Origin of the sequence: Orlajensenia leifsoniae, from assembly GCF_004570845.1 — a bacterium.
Classification (GTDB): Bacteria; Actinomycetota; Actinomycetes; order Actinomycetales; family Microbacteriaceae; genus Orlajensenia; species Orlajensenia leifsoniae.
In genome coordinates this window covers 706746-728530 of the sequence record NZ_SPQZ01000002.1, presented here as the reverse complement: position 1 = coordinate 728530, position 21785 = coordinate 706746, and the positions used below count along the sequence as shown (strand labels likewise).

Genomic DNA, 21785 nt, shown 5'->3' with positions numbered 1-21785 from the left:
GTGAGTCGGGTGAAGGCCATCCGCAAGTTCACCGTCCGTGCCGTCCTCCCCGACCGCCTCGGCGCCCTGGAAGCCCTCGCGGGCAACCTGCGCTGGTCGTGGCATGAGCCCACCCGGCGCCTGTTCGAGCGCATCGATCCCGCGGTGTGGCGTGCGGTGGACCACGACCCGATCGCCCTGCTCGGCGAGGTCAGCCGCGAGCGCCTCGACGAGCTCGCCGCCGACGACGGCTACGTCGGCTGGGCGAACCAGCTCCGCGACGAGCTCACCTCCTACCTCGAGGAGCCCCGCTGGTACCAGCACCTCGACGGCGACAAGCCCGCTCGCATCGCCTACTTCTCGCCGGAGTTCGGCATCGCCGCCACCCTGCCGCAGTACTCGGGTGGTCTCGGCATCCTCGCCGGCGACCACCTCAAGAGCGCCTCCGACCTCGGCATCCCACTCGTGGCGGTCGGCCTGTTCTACAAGGCCGGCTACTTCACGCAGGCCATCTCGGCCGACGGCTGGCAGCTCGAGAGCTATCCGGCACTCGATCCCGACGGCCTCCCGCTCGCCGTGCTGCGCCGACCCGACCGCTCGCCGCTGCAGATCTCGATCGCGCTTCCGGATGGCCGGGCCCTGCACGCCCGCATCTGGCAGGCGGCCGTGGGACGCGTGCGCCTGCTGCTGCTCGACACGGACATCCCCGAGAATGCCGACGACCTGCGCCAGATCACCGATCGCCTCTACGGCGGCGGGGGAGAGCACCGGCTGCTGCAGGAGATCCTGCTCGGCATCGGCGGCGTGCGTGCCGTACTCGCCTGGTCGGAGCTCACCCGCACCGAGGCTCCGGAGGTGTTCCACACCAATGAGGGCCACGCCGGCTTCCTCGGGCTCGAGCGCATCGCCGGGCTGATCGGCGAGGGGCTCTCCTTCTCCGAGGCGCTCGAGGTGGTGCGCGCCGGAACAGTGTTCACGACCCACACGCCGGTGCCCGCCGGCATCGACCGCTTCGATGCGGCGCTCATCACCCGCTACTTCTCCACCGACCTGCTGCCCGGCGTGCAGGTCGACGACGTGCTCGCCCTCGGCGCCGAGTCGTACGACGGCGGAACGAAGGACGTCTTCAACATGGCCGTGATGGGCCTCCGCCTCGCGCAGCGCGCCAACGGCGTCTCGAAACTGCACGGCCAGGTGAGCCGCGGCATGTTCTCGGGGTTGTGGCCGGGATTCGACGCGAACGACGTGCCGATCGGCTCGGTCACCAACGGTGTGCACGCGCCCACGTGGACCAACCCGCGCCTGCTCGAGCTCGCCGAGAAGACCTTCGGCACGTCCGACACCACCCGCGTCGACTGGTCGTCGGAGGCGCTCAGCGACCTCGACCTGTGGTCGGTGCGGAACGCCATGCGCGCCGACCTCGTGGAGGATGCGCGACGACGCACCGCCAAGTCGTGGCGCAGCCAGAACCCCACGGGTCCTGTCGCGGCCTGGACGAACGAGGTGCTCGACCCCGACGTGCTCACGATCGGCTTCGCCCGTCGCGTGCCCACCTACAAGCGCCTCACCCTCATGCTGCACGACCGCGATCGCCTGCGCGCCCTGCTCACGCATCCCGAGCGACCCATCCAGATCGTGGTGGCCGGTAAGTCGCATCCGGCGGATGACGAGGGCAAGCGGCTCATCCAGGAACTCGTGCGGTTCACCGCCGAGCCCGAGATCCGCGGGCGACTCGTCTTCCTGCCCGACTACGACATCGCCATGGCCCAGACGCTGTACCCGGGCACCGATGTCTGGCTCAACAACCCGCTCCGTCCGCTCGAGGCCTGCGGGACATCGGGCATGAAGGCGGCGCTGAACGGCGTGCTGAACCTGTCGATCCTCGATGGCTGGTGGGACGAGTTCTACGACGGCGAGAACGGCTGGGCCATCCCCTCAGCCGAGGTGACGGATCCGGCCGAGCGCGACCGCCGTGAGGCCGAGGCCATGTACGACCTCATCGAGCACGAGATCGCGCCGCGATTCTACGACCGCGACCACGACGGTATTCCCCGTGGCTGGATGCGCAGCATCCGTCACACCCTGCGCACGCTGTCTCCGGCGCTGTCAGCCGACCGCATGGTGGGTGAGTACGTGCAGGCGCTGTACGTGCCCGCCGCCGCTGCCGAGAAGGCCCTCTCCGCCGATCACTTCGCGGGCGGCCGCGAGCTCGCGGCCTGGCGCGCCAAGGTCGATGCCGCGTGGCCGGGGGTGTCCGTCGCGCACGTGGAGTCCGGGGGCATGACCTCGGTGCCGCAGGTGGGCGACGAGCTGCACCTGCGTGCCCACATCCACCTCGGGGGGCTCTCGCCTGACGACGTGCTCGTCGAGGCCGTCTACGGGCGCAGCGGCGAGAACGACGAGCTCACCGATGTGCACCGGCTGGCTCTGGAGCCCGTGGCTGCGAAGGACGCGACCCCGGATGCTGGCAAGCCGACGCTGTTCACGGGCACGGTGAAGCTCGGGCGCGCCGGGTCGTTCGGCTACACGGTGCGTGTCGTGCCGCACAACGGACTGATGGCGGCCACGGCCGATCTGGGACTGATCGCGACGGCGTAGGGCGCCCCCGCTCGCTGAGGCCCGGACGAAGTCCGCGGCCGAAGCGCCATCGTGGACTCGCTTCGGCCGCGCGCTGCGCGCGGGCCTCAGCGAGCGGTTCAGCGAGCTATCGCCGCGAACGTGGCCCCGGTGATCGCCGCAAGGTCATCCGGCGCCAGTTCGATGTCGAACCCGCGCCTGCCGCCCGACACGAACACGGTGTCGAACAGGATGGCGGTCTCGTCGATCACCGTCATCAGCGGCGTCTTCTGACCGATCGGGCTGATGCCGCCGACGATGTAGCCCGACTTGCGCTCCGCCAGCTTCGGGTCGGCCATCGCAGCCTTGCCGCCGCCTGCCGCAGCCGCGAGTGCCTTGAGGTCGAGCATGCCCGTCACGGGAACGACGGCGACCACCAGCGTGCCCGCGACGTCCGCGACGAGGGTCTTGAACACCTGCTCCGGATCGAGGCCCAGCTTCTCGGCGGCCTCGGTGCCGAAGTTCGTCGCCCGCGGGTCATGCTCGTAGACGTGGGCGGTGAACGGGATGCCGGCCGCAGTGAGTGCCACCGTCGCCGGTGTGCCCGGAGCATCCGTTCTCACCAACAGGTCCGTCCCCTCAGTCGTGGGCGCGGTAGAGCTGCATCGACGTGGGCGAGACCTGAAGTTCCTGGCCCGGGACGAACTCGGTCTCGCGGTCGTCGAGAGTGTCGTCCGAGGAGTCCCAGAGCAGCGTGTAGCCCTCGACCCCCGCGTGCTCGGGCAGAGTGACCGAGGTCGGCTCCTCGAGGGCGTGGATCACGAGCAGGATGCGGTTGAACTCCTCGAACTCGGGCGTGGACGCCGCAAGGTACTGGAGCGTGCGCTCGTCGGGCGAGTTCCAGTCCTCCTCCGACATCGACAGGCCCTCGTCGTTGAACCAGTCCATCTGCGACGCGCTCGGCACCGTCTCGCCGAACATTCCGAAGTTCACGGGGCGCAGCGCCGGGTTCTCGCGGCGCAACTGCAGCAGGCGCTTCGTGACGGCGAACAGATCGGTCTGCCAGGCCTCCCGCTTCCAGCTCAGCCAGGTGAGCTCGCTGTCCTGGCAGTACGCGTTGTTGTTGCCGCGCTGGGTGCGGCCGTACTCGTCGCCGGCGGTGAGCATGGGCACTCCGGCCGAGAGCAGCAGGGTGCCGAGCAGGTTGCGCATCGCGCGGCGACGGGTGTCGAGGATGACGGCATCCGTCGTCGGGCCCTCTACTCCGTGGTTGAACGAGTTGTTGTTGCTCGATCCGTCGCGGTTGCTCTCGCCGTTGCCCTCGTTGTGCTTCTCGTTGTAGGCGGTGAGGTCGGCGAGGGTGAAGCCGTCGTGCGCCGTGATGAAGTTCAGCGAGGCGAGCGGGCCGCGCTGCTGCGAGAACGTGTTCGCTGATCCGGCGAGGCGGGTCGCGAACCGGCCGATGCCGCTGCCCGCGGATCCCGTCGCGCGGGCGCGGGCGATGTCGCCCAGCCAGAAGTCGCGCATGCGGTCGCGGTAGCGGTCGTTCCACTCGGTCCAGCCGTCGCCGAACGCGCCGGTCTTCCAGCCGTCGGGGCCGATGTCCCACGGTTCCGCGATGAGCTTGCGCCGCGACAGCACCGGATCGTTCAGGATGCCCTGGAGCAACGGATGCTGCGGGTCGAACGCCAGGTTCTCTCCTCGTCCGAGGGTGACGGCCAGGTCGAACCTGAAGCCGTCGATCTGCACCTCCTCCGCCCAATACCGCAGCGAGTCCAGCACGAGATCCTGCGGGGCCTGCTGGCCGAAGTCGAGGGTGTTGCCGCAGCCGGTGGTGTCGATGTAGCCGCCGTGGGCGTCCTGGCGGTAGTAGCCGCGATTGTCGATGCCGCGCAGGCTCGTCGTCGGGCCGCCGGGGCCCTCCTCGGCCGTGTGGTTGTAGACCACGTCGAGGATGACCTCGATCCCGCCCTTGTGGAGGGCCTTCACCATGCCCTTGAACTCGCGCAGCACGGCGTCGGCCCCGGCGGCCTGGGCGGCATCGGAGGCGTAGGGGGCGTGCGGGGCGAAGAAGCCGAGGGTGTTGTAGCCCCAGTAGTTCTCGAGGCCCTGCTTGATGAGCCGCTGCTCCGAGGTGAAGGCGTGCACCGGGAGAAGCTCGACGGCCGTCACGCCGAGATCCTGCAGGGCGGCGACGGAGGCGTCGTGCGCCAGCCCGGCGTAGGTTCCGCGCAGTTCGGCCGGAACGTCGGGGTTCAGCTTGCTGAAGCCCTTGACGTGCATCTCGTAGACGACGGTGTGGTCGAGGGAGGTGCGCGGCGACTCGATGCCCTGCCAGTCGAACTCGTCGTCGACGACGACGGATCGCCATCCGGTGGCCGAGCGGGTGATGCCGCGGCCATAGGGATCGAGCAGCAGGCGATCGGGATCGAAGGCATCCTGCGGTGTCTTCGGACCCGTGGCGCGCACCGCGTACAGGCGTCCGGGGGAGAGGCTGCGGGTGCGGGCGAACCACACATCGCCCTCACGGGTCATCGGAACGGTCTTGAAGACCCAGTCGGAGTCGTTGGTGTCGAACAGGCAGAGTTCCAGCGATTCGGCGGTCGCGCTCCAGACGCGCAACTCCCCGCCGTGCGAGGTCATCCGTACGCCGAGCGGGGCGGAGGGCCGGGCGTGAGTCATGCGATCAACAGTACTGATCGCTGAAGGCCGATCCGGACACGGCGCTCCCGTGGCCCGGCTCGCCTCCGACGCTGGTGCATCCCAGCGCGTGGTCGGGTGCACTCGTGACGTACTCCTCCGGATACGGGCGAGAATGGGAGGCGCGCGCTCGACCGATCGGAGGACTCATGGCCGTCTACCTCGACCACGCCGCGACGACTCCCATGTCGGATACCGCCATCTCGGCCTACGTCGACGCCATGGCCGTCGTCGGCAACCCGTCGTCCATCCACAGTCAGGGCCAGAACGCCCGACGCCTCCTCGAGGAGGCTCGCGAACAGGTCGCAGCGACCCTCGGCTGCGATCCCATCGAGGTCGTCTTCACGGGCAACGGCACCGAGGCGATCAACCTCGCCATCAAGGGCCTGTTCTGGGCCCGTCCAGGCACTCGCATCCTCGTTCCCGGGGGAGAGCACCACGCCACCATCGACACGGTCGAGTGGCTCGAGCGGCACGAGGATGCTGTCATCGACTGGCTGCCGCTCGACGAGCTCGGCCGCGTCCGCCTCGACGCCCTCGAGAGCGCCCTGGCGACGGATGCCGCCTCCATCGCCCTCGTCAGCATGCTGTGGGCCAACAACGAGGTCGGCACACTCCAGCCCGTCGCCGAGATCGCGGCCCTCGCCGCCCGCTACGGGATTCCGCTTCATCTGGACGCCGTCGCCGCGTACGGGCACGTCCCGATCTCCTTCGCGGACGTGCGCGCCGCCTCGGGCGCCGCGGCCGGCGTCGGGTTGGTGGCGCTCAGCGTGTCGGCGCACAAGATCGGCGGGCCAGTCGGCATCGGGGCACTCGTGTTGAGCCGGACCGCTGCGCTCGAGGCGTTGATCCACGGCGGCGGCCAGCAGCGGCAGGTGCGGTCGGGAACGCAGGACGTCGCGGCGGCCGTGTCGTTCGCTGCGGCATCCGGAGCGGTGATCCCCGCGATGGAGGGGGAGTCGGCGCGGGTGGAGGCACTCCGCTCGCGCCTGGTCGCCGGTGTCGTCGCCGCGGTACCGTCGGTCGTCGTCAATGGAGACCCGGATGCCGCCGGACGGCTGCCGGGTACCGCCCACTTCGCCTTCCCGGGCTGCCAGGGCGACTCGCTGCTGTTCCTGCTCGATGCCGCCGGCGTCTCGGTCTCGACGGGGTCGGCGTGCCAGGCGGGCATCCCCGAGCCGTCGCACGTGCTGCTCGCGATGGGACGCGACGACGAGACCGCACGCAGTGCCCTGCGCGTGACGCTCGGGCGCACGACGACGGAGGCCGACGTGGACGCGTTCGTGGCGGCGCTGCCTGCGGCATACGCGCAGGCCGCGCGCGCCGGCCTGGCCGGACGCACGACCTCCTTCGATCGCTGATCGGCCCGCTCGCTGAGGGCCGAGCGAAGCGACCGCCCGAAGCGCCCGGGTCGCCATCGTGCGCCTCGGCCGCGGACTGCGCCCGGGCCTCAGCGAACGGGACACCACGGCAGACGGCATCCGTCCAGCATCCGTTTCGTAGACTGGGACCCATGAGAGTTCTGGCAGCCATGAGCGGTGGCGTCGATTCAGCGGTCGCCGCGGCGCGCGCCGTCGACGCCGGACACGACGTGGTCGGCGTGCACCTCGCGCTCAGCCGCATGCCCGGAACCCTGCGCACGGGATCGCGCGGATGCTGCACCATCGAGGACTCGATGGACGCCCAGCGCGCCGCCAACCTCATCGGCATCCCGTACTACGTGTGGGACTTCTCCGAGAGGTTCAAGGCCGACGTCGTCGACGACTTCATCGCCGAGTACTCCGCCGGTCGCACGCCGAACCCCTGCATGCGCTGCAACGAGCGCATCAAGTTCTCCGCCCTGCTCGAGAAGGCCGTCTCGCTCGGCTTCGACGCCGTCGTCACCGGGCACTACGCCTCGATCACGACGGATGCCGCGGGCAACCGCGAGCTGCACCGCGCCGCGGCGTGGGCGAAGGACCAGTCCTACGTGCTCGGCGTGCTCACCACCGAGCAGCTCGCCTACGCGATGTTCCCGCTCGGCGCGACCCCGTCGAAGGCCGAGGTGCGCGCCGAGGCCGCCGCGCGCGGCTTCAGCGTGGCGTCGAAGCCCGACAGCCACGACATCTGCTTCATCCCCGATGGCGACACCCGCGGCTGGCTGGCCGAGCGCGTCGGTGCCGAGACCGGCGACATCCTCGACCGCACGGGCGCCAAGCTCGGCGAGCACGAGGGTGCGCACGCCTACACGGTCGGCCAGCGTCGCGGCCTCCAGATCGGCACTCCTGCAGCCGACGGCAAGCCGCGCTTCGTGCTCGAGGTCCGCCCGAAGGACAACACCGTGGTCGTCGGCCCCAAGGAGGCTCTCGACATCGCCGAGATCGCCGGCTCGCGCTTCACCTGGGCCGGTCTCCCGCCGCTCAACTCGCACATGCCGTTCGAGTGCGAGGTGCAGATCCGGGCTCACGCCGATCCGGTGCCCGCGACGGCCGTGGTGTCGACGGATGCCGCCGGAGCCGAGGAGCTCGTCGTCACCCCGCACGTGCCGCTCAACGGCGTGGCCCCGGGCCAGACCGCCGTCGTCTACGTCGGCACCCGCGTGCTCGGCCAGTGCACCATCGACCGCACCGTGAGCGCCGTGCCGGTGGAGCCGCTGCTCGCCGAGGCCCGCGCGTAGCCTGCGGTCGTAGCGCGTCGGACGCGGAGTTCGCGCGACCCACTGCGCGCGGCGGCCGGTGGCGGCATCCGTGCCGAGCGTCGGTCGTCGTCCCTAGACTGATCGGGTGAGCCCCGATGCATCCGCGACGCCGCCGACCGACGACCAACTCGAGACGCTCAGCCTCGAGCAGGCCTCGGCACGGGCAGGCGAGCTGACCACCCTCATCCTCGAGGCGCGCGACGCGTACTACGAGCGCGACGCCGCCATCCACTCCGACCAGGAGTACGACGCCTTCATCCACGAGCTCGAGGCGCTGGAACGCCTCTTCCCGGCGGTGCAGAGCCAGGACAGCCCCACCCTCACTGTCGGCGGGCGCGCCGACTCCACGCTGTTCGCGCCGGTGCAGCACGCCGAGCGCATGCTCAGCCTCGACAACGTGTTCTCCATCGAGGAGTTCGAACTCTGGGCGGCCAAGGTCGAGCGCGATGCCGGCCGCAGCGTGGCCTATCTCTGCGAACTCAAGATCGACGGCCTCGCCATCAACCTGCGCTACGAGCGCGGGGTCCTGGTCACGGCGGCGACCCGAGGCGACGGCGTCGTCGGGGAAGACGTGACGGAGAACATCCGCTACATCTCGGTCATCCCCGAGAAGCTCGCCGGAACCGACCACCCCGACATCGTCGAGGTGCGTGGAGAGGTCTACTTCCCGGTCGAGCTGTTCCGCGAACTCAACGCAGCCCAGGCAGCGGCGGGCGATCGCGTGTTCGCCAACCCGCGCAACGCGGCCAGCGGCTCACTGCGCCAGAAGGCCGAGGGCAAGACCGGCGCCCAGCTCGCCCTCATGCACGACAGGCTCTCCAGGCTCCGGATGCTGGTGCACGGCATCGGCGCCTGGCAGAACCCGCCTGTGGCCAGCCAGTCCGAGACCTACGAGCTGCTCCAGAGCTGGGGTCTGCCCACCTCGCCGTACTACCGCGTGGTGCCGACGGCGGCTGAGGCCTCCGACTTCATCCGCTACTACGGCGAGCACCGCGACAGCGTGAGCCACGAGATCGACGGCATCGTCATCAAGGTCGACGAGCTCGAGCTGCACGACGAGCTCGGTGCCACGAGCCGCGCCCCGCGCTGGGCCATCGCCTACAAGTACCCGCCCGAGCAGGTGAACACCAAGCTGCTCGACATCGTCGTGAGCGTCGGCCGCACCGGGCGGGCAACGCCGTACGCCGTCATGGAGAAGGTGCGCGTCGCGGGCAGCGAGGTCCGTCAGGCCACCCTGCACAATCAAGACGTCGTCAAGGCGAAGGGCGTGCTCATCGGCGACACCGTGGTGCTGCGCAAGGCCGGAGACGTCATCCCCGAGGTGCTCGGCCCGGTGGTCGAGCTGCGCGACGGCTCGGAACGGGCTTTCGTCATGCCCGCGAACTGCCCCGAGTGCGGCACCCCGCTGGCTCCCGCCAAGGAGGGCGACATCGACCTGCGCTGCCCGAACGCGCGCAGCTGCCCGGCCCAGGTGCGCGGACGTGTCGAGCACATCGGATCACGCGGCGCCCTCGACATCGAGGCCCTCGGCGAGGTGGCGGCGTCCGCCCTCACCCAGCCGGAACGACCCGAGGTGCCGCCCCTCGTCACCGAGGCGACGCTGTTCTCGTTGACCGTGGCCGACCTGTTCCCGATCGAGGTCGTCGTGCGCGACTCCGAGACGGGTCTCCCGAAGGAGCTCGACGACGGCGCCGCGAAGATCGACACCCCGTTCCGTCGGCGCCGGGCGAAGAAGGACGGCGCCTTCGATCCCGAGGCCGGCGAATTCGACGGCGACGCGGATGCCGTCCCCTCGGCGAACGCGATCAAGCTCATCGAGGAGATCGAGAAGGCCAAGACCAAGCCGCTCGCGCGCATCCTCGTGGCCCTCAACATCCGTCACGTCGGACCCGTCGCAGCGCGGGCACTCGCGGGCTGGTTCGGCTCGCTCGACGCCATCCGCGCGGCCAGTCGCGAGGAGCTCGCCGAAGTCGAGGGTGTCGGCGGCATCATCGCCGATGCCGTGCTCGACTGGTTCACCGTCGACTGGCACGTCGACATCGTCGATCGCTGGGCGGCGGCAGGCGTGCAGTTCACGACGCCGGGACATCCGGGCCCTGGCGCTGCAGCCGCGGCGGGTGGACCCCTCGCCGGACTCACCGTGGTGGCCACGGGATCTCTGGAGGGCTTCACCCGTGAGGGGGCGCAGGAAGCCATCATCGCCGCCGGCGGAAAGTCCGCGTCGAGCGTCTCGAAGAACACCGATTTCGTCGCAGCCGGGCCCGGAGCCGGGTCGAAGCTGGGGAAGGCCGAGGCGCTCGGTATCCGGATCCTCGATGCCGACCAGTTCAGGCTGCTGCTCGAGGGCGGCCCCGACGCCGTCGCCGTCGCCGTCGCCGTTCCGAACGCCGACACTGAAGGCACCTCCGAGAGCGCGGACTGACCGATGGCCGCGCCGGGGGAGCAGAGTTCAGGGTCCGAGGCCGGGCAGACGCCCGGGCAGGCGCCCGAGCAGAAGCCAGGCGGCACCTCGCGTCGCGCCTTTCTGACGGCCGGCGGAATCGCGGCGGCTGGGGTGATCGCCGGCGGAGTCGCCGGCGGGGTCATCGGCCATGAGAGGGGCGTGAACGACGCCTCGGCTGGCGCCCGGGCCGACCAGCCCACTCCAGACCCCGGCGCCGCCCCGGGCATCGAGCACATCATCGTGCTCATGGGCGAGAACCGCTCCTTCGACAACCTGCTCGGCTTCCTCTACACCCCCGACGACCTGCCGTCGGGCCAGACCTTCGACGGCATCGCCTTCGGCGACTACTCGAACAGCACACTCGACGGCCGGACTGTCGCGGCCCATGTCTACGCCGGACCGACGGACGAGATCATGAGCCGACCCGATCCCGACCCGGGCGAGGAGTACCCGCACGTCAACACCCAGCTGTTCGGCACCGTCGACCCGCCGTCGAACGCCGGAATCGCCGTCGAGGACATGAAGGCGCCCTTCAACGCGCCTGCCGCCCGAGCGAAGCCGACGATGAGCGGGTTCCTCGCCGACTACGGATCCGAGTACCGCCATCTCCGGGGCGGATCGCCGCCGAGTCCCGAGGCGGCCGCTCACATCATGGGGAGCTTCTCTCCCGAGATGCTCCCGGTCCTGTCCACGCTGGCCCGCAACTTCGCCCTCTACGACGCCTGGCACTGCGCCGTGCCATCGCAGACCTTCTGCAACCGATCGTTCTTCCACGCCTCGACCTCGCACGGCTTCGTCACGAACAAGGGCGGAGCCGGCTACAGCAAGTGGCTCGACGCACCGGCCGACCCGACGGTCTTCAACCGCCTGGAGGACGCGGGCATCGACTGGCGGATCTACTTCGACGACCTGCAGCTCGTGTCGTTGACCGGCGTGCTGCACGCGCCCGCCCTGGAGAAGTACTGGCGCACCGCGCACTTCGCACCCATGTCGCAGTTCTACACCGATGTGGCCGATGGGAAGCTCGCGCCGTACTCGTTCGTCGAGCCGCGTCTCATCTACGACCACAACGACTTCCACCCGCCGGTGGGGCGTCTCCGAGAGAGCGACCTCGACGGCGAGCCGGTCATCGACAGCGCCATCTCGGACGTGCGGGCGGGCGAAGCGCTGGTGCACCGCATCTACGATGCCGTGCGCACCAGTGCGGCGACCACGGGCTCGAACGCGCTCAACACGCTGTTGCTCATCACCTTCGACGAGCACGGGGGAACGTACGACCATGTGCCCCCGCCCGACGCGACTCCTCCGGGCGGCAAGGGCGCGAAGGATCCGGGCGAGATGGGATTCACGTTCGACAGGCTCGGCTGCCGCGTGCCGGCGATCGCGATCTCGGCGTGGACGGCATCCGGCAGCGTCATCAACGACCCCATGCACCACGGCTCCCTCATCGCGACGCTGTCGAAGCTGCACGGACTGAAACCCCTCACCGAGCGCGACGACGGCGCTCCCGACATCCTGAACGCCGTCACCCTGCGCACGCCGCGGGATCCCCGCACCTGGCCGACGACCACGCCGCAGTACAGCCCGCCGAACCCCGAGTCGACTCCGCACCCCGCGCAGAAGGACCGCGATCATCCGCTGAGTCCGCCCGGCCGCGGACTCGTCGGCCTGCTGATCGCGAAGTACGGCGCCCCCGGAGAGGCGGAGCCCCAGACCTACGGCGACGCCTTCGACCTGCTCCAGAAGTACGGCACCGGGCTGTTCGGCGTGCCCCGATAGAATCGATCAGTACCCACACGCCACGATCCGACGGAGACCCATGTCCGGAATCAGTGCCGAGCAGGTCGCGCACATCGCGAATCTCGCACGCATCGACCTCAGCCCAGAAGAGATCGCGACCCTCACCGCGGAACTCGACCAGATCGTCGACTCCGTCGCCAAGGTGACCGAGGTCGCCACGCCCGACGTGCCGGCCACGAGCCACCCGATCCCGCTCGAGAACGTCTTCCGCGACGACGTCGTCGGTGAGACCCTCACGGTGGAGCAGGCCCTCGCTGGCGCTCCCGACCACGACGGTTCGCGCTTCCGCGTCTCGGCGATCCTGGGGGAGGAGCAGTGAGCGACGACATCATCCGCCTGAGCGCCTCCGAGCTCGGGGAGCGCCTCGCCGCGCACGAGATCAGCGCCGTCGAGGCCACGCAGGCCTCGCTCGACCGCATCGCCGCCGTCGACGGCGGCGTGAACGCCTTCCTGCACGTGGCGACGGATGCCGCTCTCACCGCGGCCCGCGACATCGACCGTCGCCGCGGATCGGGCGAGAAGCTCGGACCCCTCGCCGGTGTCCCCATCGCCGTCAAGGACGTGCTGGTCACCACCGACATGCCCACGACGGCCGGGTCCCGCATCCTCGAGGGCTGGGTTCCGCCCTACGACGCCACCTCGGTGCGCCTCGTGCGCGAGGCCGGGCTCATCCCCATCGGCAAGACCAACATGGACGAGTTCGCGATGGGCTCCAGCACCGAGCACTCCGCCTACGGGCCGACCCACAACCCGTGGGCGCTCGACCGCATCCCCGGTGGCTCCGGCGGTGGCTCGGCCGCGGCCGTCGCGGCCTTCGAGGCGCCCATCGCGCTCGGCAGCGACACCGGCGGCAGCATCCGCCAGCCCGCGCACGTCACCGGAACCGTCGGCGTCAAGCCGACGTACGGCGCCGTCAGCCGCTACGGTGCCATCGCCATGGCGTCGTCGCTCGACCAGATCGGTCCCGTCAGCCGCACCGTGCTCGACTCCGCTCTGCTGCACGACATCATCGGCAAGCACGACCACCACGATTCGACGTCGCTGCGCGACCGCTGGCCGTCGATGGCCGAGGCCGTGCGCACCGCCGACGTCTCCGGAATGCGCATCGGCGTCATCCGCCAGCTCGACGGCGAGGGCTTCCAGCAGGGCGTCCTCGACCGGTTCCACGAGTCGCTCGCGCTGCTCGAGAAGGCCGGTGCCGAGATCGTCGAGGTCAACACGCCGAACTTCGAGTACGCCATCTCGGCGTACTACCTGATCATGCCCGCCGAGGCCTCCAGCAACCTGGCCAAGTTCGACTCCGTGCGCTTCGGCCTGCGGGTCACGCCCGAGGGCGGCGGCACGGTCGAAGACGTGATGGCCGCCACTCGCGAGGCCGGCTTCGGCGCCGAGGTGAAGCGTCGCATCATCCTCGGCACCTACGCGCTGTCGGCCGGGTACTACGACGCCTACTACGGCAGCGCCCAGAAGGTGCGCACCCTCGTGCAGCGCGACTTCAACGCCGCGTTCGCGCAGGTCGACGTGGTCGCCTCGCCCACGGCGCCCACCACGGCGTTCAAGCTCGGCGAGAAGTCCGACGACCCGATGGCCATGTACCTCAACGACATCGCCACCATCCCGGCCAACCTCGCGGGCGTTCCCGGCATCTCGCTGCCCGCGGGCCTTGCCGCCGAGGACGGCCTGCCGGTCGGCATCCAGTTCGTCGCTCCGGCCCGGGCCGACGAGCGTCTCTACACCGTCGGCGGAGCGCTCGAGAAGCTCCTCGAGGCCGAATGGGGCGGTCGCCTGCTCGATCAGGCTCCCGACCTCACCCAGCTCATCGCCGCCCAGGAAGGTGCCCGCTGATGGCCCGCGCAGAACTGATGGACTTCGACAAGGCACTCGAACTGTTCGAGCCCGTCATGGGCTTCGAGGTGCACGTCGAGCTCAACACCAAGACCAAGATGTTCTCGGATGCGCCGAACGTGTTCGGCTCCGAGCCCAACACGAACATCACCCCGACCTGCCTCGGCCTGCCGGGCTCGCTGCCCGTCGTCAACGCGCAGGCCGTGCGGTACTCGATCAGCCTCGGTCTCGCGCTCGGGTGCGAGATCGCGCCGTCGAGCCGCTTCGCGCGCAAGAACTACTTCTACCCGGACACCCCGAAGAACTACCAGATCTCGCAGTTCGACGAGCCCATCGCCTTCGAGGGATCCGTCGACGTCGAGCTCTCCGACGGCTCCATCGTGAGCGTGCCGATCGAGCGCGCGCACATGGAGGAGGACGCCGGGAAGCTGACTCACGTCGGTGGGTCCACCGGACGCATCCAGGGTGCCGAGTACTCGCTCGTCGACTACAACCGCGCCGGCGTTCCGCTGGTCGAGATCGTGACCAAGCCCATCTACGGTGCCGAGCACAGCTCGCCCGAGCTGGCCAAGGCCTACGTCTCGACCATCCGCGACATCGTCGTGTCGCTGGGCATTTCCGACGCCAAGATGGAGCGCGGCAACCTGCGCTGCGACGCCAACGTCTCGCTGCGCCCGCGCGCTGCGGCCGGCGAGCCCGTCGCCCCGCTCGGAACCCGCACCGAGACGAAGAACGTCAACTCGCTGCGCTCGGTCGAGCGCGCCGTGCGCTACGAGATCCAGCGCCAGGCGGCCATCCTCGCGAAGGGTGGCAGCATCACGCAGGAGACGCGGCACTGGCACGAGGACACCGGCGAGACCAGCGCCGGACGCCCGAAGAGCGACGCCGACGACTACCGCTACTTCCCCGAGCCCGACCTGCTGCCCGTCGTTCCGTCGGCCGAGCTGATCGAGGAGCTGCGCTCGGCCCTGCCGGAGCCTCCGGCTGCCCGACGCCGCCGGCTGAAGGCCGAGTGGGGCTTCACCGACCTGGAGTTCCAGGACATCAACAACGCCGGTCTCCTCACCGAGATCACCGAGACCGTGGCCGCCGGCGCCACTCCGGCCGCCGCGCGCAAGTGGTGGACCGGCGAGATCGCCCGCATCGCCAACACCTCCGACGCGGATGCCGCGAGCCTGGTGTCTCCGGCCGATGTCGCAGCGCTGGCCAACCTGGTCGACGCCGGCACGCTCACCGACCGCCTGGCCCGCCAGGTGCTCGAGGGCGTCATCGCCGGTGAGGGCACTCCGCAGGAGGTCGTCGACGCCCGCGGGCTCGCCGTCGTCTCCGACGACGGTGCGCTCATCGCCGCCATCGACGAGGCACTGCTCGGCCAGCCCGACGTGCTCGCGAAGATCCGCGACGGCAAGGTGCAGGCGGCCGGAGCGGTCATCGGGGCCGTCATGAAGGCCATGAAGGGCCAGGCGGATGCCGCCCGCGTGCGCGAGCTCGTGCTGGAGCGGGCGCAGCAGGTCTAGCGCGCTTATCGCTCGGTGAGGGCCGAGCGCAGCGACCGCCCGAAGCACCAGCCGCATTATCGCTTCGGCCGCGGGCTGCGCCCGGGCCTCAGCGACCGGCGGGGGTGCCGGTTCGGAACGATCGCTGAAGTGACAGCCATCTCGCAGCCCGGCATCCGTAGGCTGGAGCTCCACTCCTCACGAACGGAACGAGCATCATGGGCTTCCTCGACTGGCTGACCGGCAACACGGCATCGAACACGCCGCAGCAGCGCCCGACGTACGCGCCGGGCGCCCAGGCTGCGCCAGCGGGCGGGCCTGCCCGCTCGGCCGACGAGATCGCCATCGAGCGCTACCGCTACCTGCTCCGCACGGCTCCGCCCGAGACCATCGAGCAGGCCCATGCCGAGGCCTTCGCGAAGCTCACTCCGGCGCAGCGGGCCCAGGTGTTCCAGGAGCTGAGTGCCTCCGCGGCGCCCGGTGAGGCACCGCAGTCCGACTCTCCCGACTCGCTGGCGCGGTCGGCGACGCGGTCGGAGCTGCGCTCTCCGGGCTCCATCGAGCGCACCTTCTCGCAGCGCCCGGGCGGTGGCATGTTCGGCGGCAACTTCGCGAGCACGATGCTCGGAACCGTGGCCGGCTTCGTCATCGGTTCGGCCATCGCCGACGCCTTCCTGCCCGACTTCGGCGGCACGGATGCGACGGCCGCTGACGGAGGTTCGAGCGATTCCGGCGGGGCGACGGATGCCGGAGGCTCGACGAGCGCCGACGGCGCCGGTGGCTGGGACGGCGGCGGCGGCGATTTCGGCGGCGGGGACTTCGGCGGGGGCGACTTCGGGTTCTGACCCGCGTCACCGGCGGCATCCGCAGCCCGACGGCCGGAAGTGTCAGCCACTGCGGCTACTCTCGTGAGTGATGAGCAAGCAGGACGGCCGTTCCCGGCAGGTGAACACGACGCCTGTCGACGACACCGGCGCGACGATCCTGCACGTCGACATGGACGCCTTCTTCGCGTCCGTCGAGCTGCTCAGCCGGCCGGAGCTGCGGGGAACACCCGTCATCGTCGGCGGCGGCATCGGCCCGCGGTCGGTGGTGTCCGCGGCCAACTACGAGGCCCGCCGGTACGGCGTGAACTCGGCGATGCCCATGTCGCTCGCCCTCCGGCGCTGCCCGAACGCCACAGTGCTGCCCGGCAGCTACGACCTGTACTCGAAATACTCCAAGCAGGTTCTGGCCATCTTCGAGGACGCCACCCCGTTGGTCGAGCCCCTCTCGATCGACGAGGCCTTCCTCGACGTCGCCGGGGCACGCCGCGTGCACGGCTCGCCGAGCGAGATCGCCCAGATGATCCGGAGGCGGGTCGAGGCCGAGACCGGCCTCACCTGCTCTGTCGGCGTCGCCGGCACGAAGTACGTCGCCAAGGTCGCGTCGAGCCGGGCCAAGCCCGACGGCATGCTGGTTGTTCCGGTGGCCGAGACGCAGGCGTTCCTGCGCCCGCTCTCCGTCGGCGCCCTGTGGGGAGTCGGACCGACCACGGAGGAGTCGCTGCGCCGCCTCGGCCTGGCGACGGTCGGAGACGTCGCAGACACCCCGTACGACGTGCTGCGTTCGACGCTGGGCGAGGCACTCGCGGCCAAGCTGCACTCGTTGGCCAACGGGATCGACCCGCGCTCGGTGTCGACCCAGCGCGAGGAGAAGAGCATCGGGCGCGAGGTCACCTTCAGCTACGACGTCACCGACGAGGCGGAGATCCGTCGCGCGATGCTGCATCAGGCAGACGACGCAGCCGCCCGCCTGCGTGCGGCCGGGCTGGTGGCGCGCACCGTGGTGCTGAAGCTGCGCTACACAGATTTCAGCACGGTGACCAAGTCGCGCACCCTCGCCGAGCCGACCGACGTCGGCCGGCGCATCTACGAGGAGGCCACAGCCGCGTGGCACGCGTTGGGTGCCGCAGGCAAGCGCATCCGTCTCATCGGAGTGCGCGTCGAGCAGCTGGGGGAGAGCGGCTCAGGCCTCAGCCTCTGGGATCCCGATGAGGACTGGCGCGACGCCGAGACCACCATCGACGAGGTGGCCGCGCGGTTCGGCAAGGGCAGCATTCGGCCGGCAGCGTTGCTCCGCCCCAAGAAGCAATCCTGAGCGGCACTGCGCGGATTCCCGTCGTCGCCCTATCGCGGCGGGGGACTGCGGGGTAGCGTGAAACCATGACCAACCTTGTTGCACAGCTCGCTGATTCGGCCAAGGACTTCGGGGTGCAGGCGGCCTACGGGTCTCCCGTCGAACTCGGAGGCTCGACCATCGTCCCCGTGGCCATCGTCTGGTACGGCTTCGGCGGTGGCAGCATCGATGAGGCGACAGGCGACTCCAAGGTCGCCAACCTCAAGGGGGTCGGGTCCGGCGGCGGCGGTGGCGGATACTCCATCCCGATCGGCGCCTACATCAGCCGGGGGAGCAGCACCCGCTTCGAGCCGAACACGATCGCCCTGCTCACGGTCGGTGTGCCCTTCGTCGCCGTGACCGGGTGGGCGCTGCGCCGGATCATCCGCGCCCTCAAGCACTGACCGGTTCCTCCCTCGCGATGCGTCACGTGCTTCCCGCGTGACGTCATCGCAGCGCGGGTGGGTCTAGACTCGGTCTCGAACACGGGAGTCCGGTATGCCGGGCTGAGAGGAAGGTTCTCAACCTTCGACCGTCGAACCTGATCTGGATCATGCCAGCGCAGGGAGGCAGACCATCTCTTTTCCCGTGCCCTCTTTTCCGCTTCAGCGAAAGGGCACGACAGTGCAGAACACGAACAGCACCATCTCCGACGTCGATTCGACGCGGTCGACCCGCACGTCCCGATCCGGGCGCTTCCGCTGGAGGGTCGTCGACATCGTCGTCGCCAGCGTCATCGGCGTGGCGTCCGGCGTCATCTTCTGGGCCTGGGGTCTCGCGTGGACTCCGCTCTCGAGCGTGCTCGCCTTCACGCCTGGCCTCGAGGGCCTGCTCGCCGGTGGCTGGCTCTTCGCCGGAGTGCTCGGTGGGCTCGTCATCCGCAAACCGGGCGCGGCGATCTGCACCGAGCTCGTGGCGGCCGTCGTCTCCATGATCATCGGAACGCAGTGGGGCTTCTCCACGCTCATCTGGGGCCTCGTCGAAGGCCTCGGAGCCGAGATCGTGTTCGCGATCTTCCTGTACCGCAGCTTCAACCTGGGCGTGGCGCTGCTGGCCGGCGCCGGTGCCGGAGTGGCCGTCGGTCTCCTCGACACGACCTTCACCAGCTACGCGGCCCTCGAGCTGCAGTACAAGGTCGTCTACCTGGTCTCGGCGATCGTCTCGGGCGTGGTCCTCGCCGGTCTCCTCTCGTGGCTCGCGATGCGCGGACTCGCCCGTACGGGTGCTCTGAGTCGATTCGCCGCCGGCCGTGAGACGCGTTCAGTCGAAACGGATGCCGCCTCCCTGTGAGCGGCGCATCCGGCGCCCGCGTGACGGCGGACGGGTGGGGCTGGCGGCACGCCGGTCGCCGCTCGCACGCCGTCTCCGGGCTCGACCTCGTGATCGAGCCGGGGGAGCGGGTGCTCCTGCTCGGTCCGTCGGGCGCGGGCAAGAGCACCCTCCTGGCGGCCCTGGCCGGGGTTCTCGGAGGCGACGACGAGGGTGAGGAGGTCGGTCGGCTCGCCATCGACGGCGCCGACCCGCGGGATCGGCGTGGCCGAGCCGGCCTCGTGCTGCAGGATCCGGACTCGCAGCTGGTCCTGGCCCGCATCGGCGACGACGTCGCCTTCGGCTGCGAGAACCTCGGGGTTCCTCGCGACGAGATCTGGCAGCGCGTCGGCGAGGCCCTCGAGTGGGTCGGTCTCGATCTGCCGCTCGATGCGCCGACGTCCGCACTGTCGGGTGGGCAGAAGCAACGGCTCGCCCTCGCCGGCGTGCTCGCGATGCGCCCTGGCCTCGTGCTGCTCGACGAGCCGACCGCAAACCTCGACCCCGACGGGGTACGTGAGGTTCGGGACGCCGTCACCGGGTCGATCGCGCGATCGGGAGCGACCCTCATCGTGGTGGAGCACCGTGTCGACGTCTGGCTCCCCGTCGTCGATCGCGTCATCGTTCTCGATCCGGCCGGCGGGCTGCTGGCCGACGGCCCGCCCGACGCCGTGCTCACGGCGCAGGGCGAGCGTCTCGCCGCCGCCGGGGTGTGGGTTCCGGGCTGGCCACCGCGGGCTCCGGTGCGTCGGCGCGAGCACGGGCTCGCGGCATCCGTTCTCTCCGTCGACGACCTGGCCGTGGGGCGCACGCCGTTCGCAGCCCGCCGTCCGGAGATCGCGGCCAGCCGCATCAGCTTCGACATCGCCGCCGGGCGTGCCCTCGCACTCACGGGCGCGAACGGCTCCGGCAAGTCGACGACGGCACTCACCATCGCCGGCCTCCTCGCGCCGGTCTCTGGTGCTGTGCGTGCGTCCCCGCTGCTCGCGGGCGGCCTCGACCCGTCGCCCCACCGCTGGCGCAGCCGCGAGCTGCTGCCGCGCATCGGCACGGTGTTCCAGGACCCGGAACACCAGTTCCTCGCGCCGACGGTTCGGGCCGAACTGCTCGTGGGACCGCACGCACTGCGCGTCGATGCGGCCGCGGCTGCAGCCCGGGCCGACGCGCTGCTCGAGCGCCTCAGGTTGAGCCGCCTCGCCGAGGCGAACCCCTTCACACTCTCGGGCGGGGAGAAGCGGCGGCTCTCGGTCGCCACCGTGCTCGCGACGGCGCCGCAGCTGCTCGTGCTCGACGAGCCCACCTTCGGCCAGGACGCGAACACGTGGGCCGAGTTGATGGCGCTGCTGGCGGAACTGCTCGACGAGGGCACGGCGGTCGTCGCCGTCACCCACGACCAGCACGTGGTCGAGGCCATCGCCGACGCGGAGTTCTCGTTCACCTCGGGATCGACAGCGGACGTCGTGCGATGAGCATCCTGACCCCCACGATCAGACCGAGCCTGGTGGCGCGCATCAATCCCGTCGCCAAGCTCGCGGCCGCTCTGCTCATCAGCATCGTGCTGCTGCTGTCGATCGACGTGGTGTCTGCGGCTGTCGCCCTCGCCCTCGAGCTCCTGCTGCTCGGCTTCGCCGGCCTGAGCGCGCGGCAGTTCTGGCTCCGCACGTCACCGCTGTGGATCGCCGCCCCTCTGGCCGGACTCACCACGGTGCTCTACGGCGTCGACTCCGGTGCCGTGCTCTGGGAATGGGGCTTCATCACCGTGACCGAGGGCTCACTCGGGCTCGGCCTCGCCATCATGCTGCGTGTGCTCGCGATCGGACTGCCCGGCATCGTGCTGCTCGCCAGCACCGACCCGACCGACCTCGCCGACGGCCTCGCCCAGGTGGTGCGCCTTCCCGCGCGCTTCGTGCTCGGCGCCCTCGCCGGCCTCCGCCTCGTGGGTCTCGGCATCGAGGACTGGCGCTCGCTCGGCCTGGCGCGGCGTGCGCGCGGTATCTCGGATGCGCGCGGGCCCATCGGTGCCGTGCGCCTGTTCGCGGGCCAGGCGTTCGCCATGCTCGTGATCTCGGTGCGGCGCGGCAGCAAGCTCGCGACGGCGATGGAGGCCCGGGGTTTCGGTGCCGACCATGTCGAGCGCAGCTGGGCGCGACCGTCGACGTTCGGCGCCCGTGAGGTGCTCCTCGTGATGCTGGGCGCCGCCATCGCCGCCGTGGCCGTGGCAGCAGCCGTCTGGGCGGGTACCTGGAGCTTCGTCCTTGCCTGAGTGGATCGATCCGAGCGCAGCGGCCGAGCGCGTCCTGGAGCTGGCTGCGGCGGCCGCCCGTCCGGCGACTGTGCTCATCGACGGCCCGAGCGGATCGGGCAAGTCGACGTTCGCCGACCGCCTCGTCGCAGGGTGGTCGGATGCCACGAGCAGCCCTGCCCTCGTCAGGCTCGACAGCATCTATCCCGGCTGGTCCGGACTCGACGCGGCGTCGGCTGCCGTCGCGACCGACCTGCTCGTGCCGCGTGCCGCCGGGCTCGACGGCGGCTGGCGGCGCTGGGACTGGACACACGATGCACCGGCCGAGTGGCACGAGGTGGCGGCGTCGCAGCCGCTGATCGTGGAGGGCTGCGGCACTCTGAGCACGACATCCGCATCCGTCATCGCCATCAGGGTCTGGATCGAGGCGTCGGATGCCGTGCGCAAGCCCCGTGCCCTCGATCGCGATGCCGGCGCCTTCGACGCCCACTGGGACGAGTGGGAGGCCCAGTGGCGTCGTTACGTGGAGCGGGAGCATCCGTCAACCCGTGCCGACGTGCGAGTGCGCAGCGACTGAGGCGA

General features: G+C 70.4%; 17 protein-coding genes and 1 riboswitch. Of the genes, 15 read left to right on the top strand and 2 right to left on the bottom strand.

Annotation, left to right across the window (positions count from 1 at the left end):
- Window positions 1-9 precede the first annotated feature (9 nt).
- On the top strand, window positions 10-2577 hold the full coding sequence (gene glgP / locus E4M00_RS07500; protein WP_135119846.1) for an alpha-glucan family phosphorylase: 2568 nt from the start codon (window positions 10-12) through the stop codon (window positions 2575-2577).
- A 98-nt stretch (window positions 2578-2675) separates the two neighbouring features.
- Here glgP and ybaK read toward each other — a convergent pair whose 3' ends face one another.
- Complete coding sequence (gene ybaK / locus E4M00_RS07495) at window positions 2676-3161, bottom strand: Cys-tRNA(Pro) deacylase (protein WP_135119845.1); 486 nt, start codon at window positions 3159-3161, stop codon at window positions 2676-2678.
- A gap of 13 nt (window positions 3162-3174) precedes the next feature.
- Window positions 3175-5217 carry a glycogen debranching protein GlgX gene (glgX, locus tag E4M00_RS07490; protein ID WP_135119843.1) on the bottom strand — a complete coding sequence of 681 codons (2043 nt, stop codon included), beginning with the start codon at window positions 5215-5217 and terminating at the stop codon, window positions 3175-3177.
- Window positions 5218-5384: 167 nt separating this feature from the next.
- On the opposite strand from glgX, the gene E4M00_RS07485 reads away from it, so the two are divergent.
- The 14 genes from E4M00_RS07485 to E4M00_RS07420 all read left to right on the top strand — a co-directional run bounded on the left by E4M00_RS07485 (window position 5385) and on the right by E4M00_RS07420 (window position 21780).
- On the top strand, window positions 5385-6596 hold the full coding sequence (locus E4M00_RS07485) for a cysteine desulfurase family protein (RefSeq protein WP_135119841.1): 1212 nt from the start codon (window positions 5385-5387) through the stop codon (window positions 6594-6596).
- 152 nt (window positions 6597-6748) lie between these two features.
- Entirely contained in the window at window positions 6749-7891 is a 1143-nt protein-coding gene (mnmA, locus tag E4M00_RS07480) for a tRNA 2-thiouridine(34) synthase MnmA (protein ID WP_135119840.1), read from the top strand.
- 106 nt (window positions 7892-7997) lie between these two features.
- On the top strand, window positions 7998-10334 hold the full coding sequence (gene ligA, locus E4M00_RS07475; RefSeq protein WP_135119838.1) for an NAD-dependent DNA ligase LigA: 2337 nt from the start codon (window positions 7998-8000) through the stop codon (window positions 10332-10334).
- Window positions 10335-10337: 3 nt separating this feature from the next.
- Window positions 10338-12134: an alkaline phosphatase family protein gene (locus tag E4M00_RS07470; protein ID WP_135119836.1), complete on the top strand. Its 1797-nt coding sequence runs from the start codon at window positions 10338-10340 to the stop codon at window positions 12132-12134.
- A gap of 40 nt (window positions 12135-12174) precedes the next feature.
- A complete protein-coding gene (gene gatC / locus E4M00_RS07465) occupies window positions 12175-12474 on the top strand; it encodes an Asp-tRNA(Asn)/Glu-tRNA(Gln) amidotransferase subunit GatC (RefSeq protein ID WP_055819045.1) in 300 nt (99 codons plus the stop codon).
- Complete coding sequence (gene gatA / locus E4M00_RS07460) at window positions 12471-14000, top strand: Asp-tRNA(Asn)/Glu-tRNA(Gln) amidotransferase subunit GatA (RefSeq protein ID WP_135119834.1); 1530 nt, start codon at window positions 12471-12473, stop codon at window positions 13998-14000. Before gatC ends, gatA begins: the two co-directional genes overlap by 4 nt.
- Window positions 14000-15517 carry an Asp-tRNA(Asn)/Glu-tRNA(Gln) amidotransferase subunit GatB gene (gene gatB, locus E4M00_RS07455; protein WP_135119832.1) on the top strand — a complete coding sequence of 506 codons (1518 nt, stop codon included), beginning with the start codon at window positions 14000-14002 and terminating at the stop codon, window positions 15515-15517. Before gatA ends, gatB begins: the two co-directional genes overlap by 1 nt.
- 197 nt (window positions 15518-15714) lie before the next feature.
- Window positions 15715-16341: a hypothetical protein gene (locus E4M00_RS07450; RefSeq protein WP_135119830.1), complete on the top strand. Its 627-nt coding sequence runs from the start codon at window positions 15715-15717 to the stop codon at window positions 16339-16341.
- 70 nt (window positions 16342-16411) lie between these two features.
- Window positions 16412-17635, top strand: a complete 1224-nt coding sequence (locus E4M00_RS07445) for a DNA polymerase IV (protein ID WP_135119828.1) — start codon at window positions 16412-16414, stop codon at window positions 17633-17635.
- Window positions 17636-17700: 65 nt separating this feature from the next.
- Window positions 17701-18057: a hypothetical protein gene (locus E4M00_RS07440; protein ID WP_135119826.1), complete on the top strand. Its 357-nt coding sequence runs from the start codon at window positions 17701-17703 to the stop codon at window positions 18055-18057.
- Between the two features lie 71 nt (window positions 18058-18128).
- Window positions 18129-18238: riboswitch (TPP riboswitch) on the top strand.
- Window positions 18239-18277: 39 nt separating this feature from the next.
- Window positions 18278-18943 (top strand): ECF transporter S component, encoded by a 666-nt coding sequence (locus E4M00_RS07435; RefSeq protein ID WP_204772975.1) that lies wholly within the window; start codon window positions 18278-18280, stop codon window positions 18941-18943.
- Window positions 18940-20430, top strand: a complete 1491-nt coding sequence (locus E4M00_RS07430) for an ABC transporter ATP-binding protein (RefSeq protein ID WP_135119824.1) — start codon at window positions 18940-18942, stop codon at window positions 20428-20430. Before E4M00_RS07435 ends, E4M00_RS07430 begins: the two co-directional genes overlap by 4 nt.
- Entirely contained in the window at window positions 20427-21224 is a 798-nt protein-coding gene (locus E4M00_RS07425; RefSeq protein WP_135119822.1) for an energy-coupling factor transporter transmembrane component T family protein, read from the top strand. Before E4M00_RS07430 ends, E4M00_RS07425 begins: the two co-directional genes overlap by 4 nt.
- Entirely contained in the window at window positions 21217-21780 is a 564-nt protein-coding gene (locus tag E4M00_RS07420) for a nucleoside/nucleotide kinase family protein (RefSeq protein ID WP_240036905.1), read from the top strand. Before E4M00_RS07425 ends, E4M00_RS07420 begins: the two co-directional genes overlap by 8 nt.
- Window positions 21781-21785: the final 5 nt, after the last annotated feature.